The sequence below is a fragment of the Pseudomonas sp. XP1 genome (assembly GCF_053557675.1).
The window spans coordinates 244,358-248,755 of record NZ_JBNRIJ010000002.1 but is presented as its reverse complement, the minus strand read 5'-3'; the positions used below and the strand labels follow the sequence as shown (position 1 = coordinate 248,755).

The following is a 4,398-nucleotide window of genomic DNA, read 5'->3' as shown; positions in this document are numbered from 1 at the left end:
TTTGGGGGTGGGGGCTGCCCGGCGATAGGGCCGGTACAGGCAATAGAGAATCAGGCTGCTACCCCCGCATCCGCCTTCAACCCCATCTCCTCGATCGCACTGATCGCGCACTGCTCGTCGATATCCGACGTATCGCCGCTAATCCCTACCGCACCCAGCACCTTGCCGTCCTGATCACGCACCAGCACACCACCCGGCGCTGGCACAACCGGCCGCTCGCCCAACCCGTTCAGCGCAGCAAAAAACGCCGGCCGTTGCTGCGCGTCCAGCGCCAGCAGACGCGACCCCTTGCCCAGGGCAATCGCCCCCCAGGCCTTGCCGGTAGCCACCTCCGGCCGGATCAGGCTGGCGCCATCCTCGCGCTGCAGCGCCAGTAAGTGGCCGCCGGCATCCAGCACTGCCACGGTCAGTGGCGCGGCGTTGATCTTGCGGCCCGCCGCCAGCGCGGCATTTACCAGGCTGACCGCGACTTTCAGGTTCAAAGCGTTCATGGAAAGGTCCTCTTCTTGTTGTAGAAGCCCTGAGGGCAGGTGAAAAACCGGTAAGCCAATAGAACACAACTGAATCTATTTTTGTATACAATAAATTGAAACGATCGTATGCGAGATTGCAAACGCCCGTTTTCACGGGCGCTTGAACGAAAGCGACCTTGTCCGACGAAAACCCGTTGACCTGAGCGGCCAGCCGTGAATACACTCTGGCACAAAGCAAGTTGTATACAATTACAAAATCGATGAGGCACAAACCATGAGCAAAATGAGAGCAATCGATGCAGCCGTTCTGGTCATGCGCCGTGAAGGTGTAGATACCGCGTTCGGCATCCCGGGGGCTGCCATCAACCCGTTGTACTCGGCCCTGAAGAAAGTCGGTGGCATCGATCACGTCCTCGCTCGCCACGTCGAAGGCGCCTCGCACATGGCCGAGGGATACACCCGCGCCAACCCAGGCAACATCGGCGTGTGCATCGGCACCTCCGGCCCAGCCGGCACCGACATGGTCACCGGCCTGTACAGTGCCTCCGCCGACTCCATCCCGATCCTCTGCATCACCGGCCAGGCACCACGTGCCCGCCTGCACAAGGAAGACTTCCAGGCTGTCGACATCACCAACATCGTCAAGCCGGTCACCAAGTGGGCCACCACCGTCCTGGAACCAGGCCAGGTGCCTTACGCCTTCCAGAAGGCCTTCTATGAAATGCGCACCGGCCGCCCAGGCCCGGTACTGATCGACCTGCCGTTCGACGTGCAGATGGCGGAAATCGAATTCGACATCGACGCCTACGAACCGCTGCCAGTACACAAGCCATCCGCCACCCGCGTACAGGCCGAAAAAGCCCTGGCCCTGCTCAATGACGCCGAGCGCCCGCTGCTGGTAGCCGGTGGCGGCATCATCAACGCCGACGCCAGCGACAAACTGGTCGAGTTCGCCGAACTGACCGGTGTACCGGTAATCCCGACCCTGATGGGCTGGGGCACCATCCCGGATGACCACGCACAGATGGTCGGCATGGTCGGCCTGCAGACTTCGCACCGCTATGGCAACGCCACCCTGCTGAAATCCGACCTGGTGTTCGGTATCGGTAACCGCTGGGCCAACCGCCACACCGGTTCCGTCGACGTCTACACCGAAGGCCGCAAGTTCGTGCACGTGGACATCGAGCCGACCCAGATCGGCCGCGTGTTCACCCCGGACCTGGGTATCGTTTCCGACGCCGGCAAGGCACTGGACGTGTTCCTCGAAGTGGCCCGCGAGTGGAAAGCCGCCGGCAAGCTGAAATGCCGCAAGGCCTGGCTGCAAGACTGCCAGGAGCGCAAGGCCACCCTGCAGCGCAAGACCCACTTCGACAACGTGCCGGTCAAGCCGCAGCGCGTCTACGAAGAAATGAACCAGGTATTCGGCAAGGACACCTGCTACGTCAGCACCATCGGTCTGTCGCAGATCGCCGGCGCGCAGTTCCTGCACGTGTACAAGCCACGCCACTGGATCAACTGCGGCCAGGCCGGCCCGCTGGGCTGGACCATCCCTGCCGCCCTCGGTGTGGTCAAGGCCGATCCGAAGCGCAAGGTGGTCGCGCTGTCAGGTGACTACGACTTCCAGTTCATGATCGAAGAGCTGGCGGTGGGCGCACAGTTCAACCTGCCATACGTGCACGTACTGGTGAACAACGCCTACCTGGGCCTGATCCGTCAGGCGCAACGTGGCTTCGACATGGATTACTGTGTTCAACTGGCGTTCGAGAACATCAACTCGACCGACGCCGCCACGTATGGTGTCGACCATGTCGCCGTGGTCGAAGGCCTGGGCTGCAAGGCCATTCGTGTGTTCGAGCCGGCCGAGATCGCCCCTGCCCTGCTCAAGGCACAGAAGATGGCCGAAGAGTTCCGCGTACCGGTGGTGGTCGAAGTGATTCTCGAACGTGTGACCAACATTTCCATGGGCACCGAGATCAACGCGGTCAACGAGTTCGAAGACCTGGCCCTGGTCGGCAACGACGCGCCAACCGCCATCTCGCTGCTGGACTGATCGCCTGACGCCCCCGTGCCGGCCCCTACCTGAGGGCGCCGGGGGCCTTCATCGCAAGGAGACACAACATGCCTCGCTTCGCTGCCAACCTGTCCATGCTGTTCACCGAACAGGACTTCCTGGCCCGCTTCAAGGCTGCTGCCGATGCTGGTTTCAGCGGCGTCGAATACCTCTTCCCTTACGACTTCAGCGCTGCCGAGATCAAGCAGCAGCTGGACGCCAACGGCCTGACCCAGGTGCTGTTCAACCTGCCGGCGGGCGATTGGGCCAAGGGTGAGCGCGGTATCACCTGCCACCCTGACCGTGTCGAGGAATTCCGCGCCGGTGTCGACAAGGCCATCGAATACGCCAAGGTGCTGGGTAACACCCAGGTCAACGCCTTGGCCGGCATTCGCCCACAAGGCCCGGACTGCGCCACCGTGCGCAAGACCTTCGTGGAAAACCTGCGCTACGCCGCGGACAAGCTGAAAGCCGCCGGGATCCGTCTGGTCATGGAAATGATCAACACCCGCGACATCCCCGGCTTCTACCTGAACACCACCAAACAGGCCCTGGAAATCCAGGCCGAGGTTGGCAGCGACAACCTGTTCCTGCAGTACGACATCTACCACATGCAGATCATGGAAGGTGACCTGGCTCGTACCATGGAAGCCAACCTGAAACTGATCAACCACATCCAGCTGGCCGACAACCCCGGCCGCAACGAGCCAGGCACCGGCGAGATCAACTACCGCTTCCTGTTCGAGCACCTGGACCGCATCGGCTACCAGGGCTGGGTGGGCGCGGAGTACAAGCCGCTGACCACCACCGAAGCGGGCCTGGGCTGGCTGAAGACCCATAACGCAATCTAAAGGCTGAGCACAGCCCTCTGCGGGACGCAGGACACTGTGGGAGCGGGTTCACCCGCGAACACCGGCGAAGCCGGTGCCATCCACCGCGGTGCCTGCTTCGCGGGTGAACCCGCTCCCACAGGGTGCCCAGGCAGTCTGCTCCATCGAGATTCAACAAATACAACGAGGTAATCTCTCATGGCTAAAATCGGTTTCATCGGCACCGGCATCATGGGCAAGCCCATGGCTCAGAACCTGCAGAAAGCAGGTCACAGCATCTTCGTTTCCACTCACCACGACGCTGCCCCGGCCGACCTGATCGCCGCCGGTGCCGTGGCCCTGGCCAACCCGAAGGAAGTTGCCCAGGAAGCCGAGTTCATCATCGTCATGGTCCCCGACACCCCGCAGGTCGAAAGCGTCCTGTTCGGTGACAACGGCGTGGCCGAAGGCGTGGGCCCGAACAAGGTCGTGATCGACATGAGCTCGATCTCCCCTACCGCTACCAAAGCCTTCGCCGAGAAGATCAAGGCCACTGGCGCTGCCTACCTGGACGCCCCGGTGTCCGGCGGCGAAGTCGGTGCCAAGGCCGCGACCCTGAGCATCATGGTCGGCGGCTGCCCGAAAGCTTTCGAACGCACCCTGCCGCTGTTCGAAGCCATGGGCAAGAACATCACCCGCGTCGGTGGCAATGGCGACGGCCAGACCGCCAAGGTGGCCAACCAGATCATCGTTGCCCTGAACATCCAGGCCGTTGCCGAAGCCCTGCTGTTCGCCGCAAAGAACGGCGCCGACCCGGCCAAGGTACGTGAAGCACTGATGGGCGGCTTCGCCTCGTCGAAGATCCTCGAAGTGCACGCCGAGCGCATGATCAAGGGCACCTTCGACCCAGGCTTCCGCATCAACCTGCACCAGAAGGACCTGAACCTGGCCCTGCAGGGTGCCAAGGAACTGGGCATCAACCTGCCCAACACCTCCAATGCCCAGCAAGTGTTCAACACCTGCCAGGCCCTGGGCGGCGGCAACTGGGACCACTCGGCGCTGATCA

Annotated in this window: 4 protein-coding genes; 3 read left to right on the top strand and 1 reads right to left on the bottom strand. The window is 62.4% G+C overall.

Features of this window, described 5'->3' with window-relative positions; genetic code table 11:
* Positions 1-50 precede the first annotated feature (50 nt).
* Complete coding sequence (locus ACK1U9_RS03475) at positions 51-491, bottom strand: GlcG/HbpS family heme-binding protein (protein WP_046615026.1); 441 nt, start codon at positions 489-491, stop codon at positions 51-53.
* A 256-nt stretch (positions 492-747) separates the two neighbouring features.
* Between ACK1U9_RS03475 and gcl the strand changes: the two genes are divergently transcribed.
* From gcl to ACK1U9_RS03460, 3 genes are all read left to right on the top strand, one after another.
* Positions 748-2,523, top strand: coding sequence for a glyoxylate carboligase (gene gcl / locus ACK1U9_RS03470; RefSeq protein WP_085601235.1), 1,776 nt, complete (start codon positions 748-750; stop codon positions 2,521-2,523).
* A gap of 68 nt (positions 2,524-2,591) precedes the next feature.
* Positions 2,592-3,374 (top strand): hydroxypyruvate isomerase, encoded by a 783-nt coding sequence (gene hyi, locus ACK1U9_RS03465; protein ID WP_003259508.1) that lies wholly within the window; start codon positions 2,592-2,594, stop codon positions 3,372-3,374.
* Positions 3,375-3,551: 177 nt separating this feature from the next.
* Positions 3,552-4,398, top strand: an 847-nt coding sequence (locus ACK1U9_RS03460; RefSeq protein ID WP_449109702.1) for a 2-hydroxy-3-oxopropionate reductase, incomplete at its 3' end; no start/stop codon positions are given.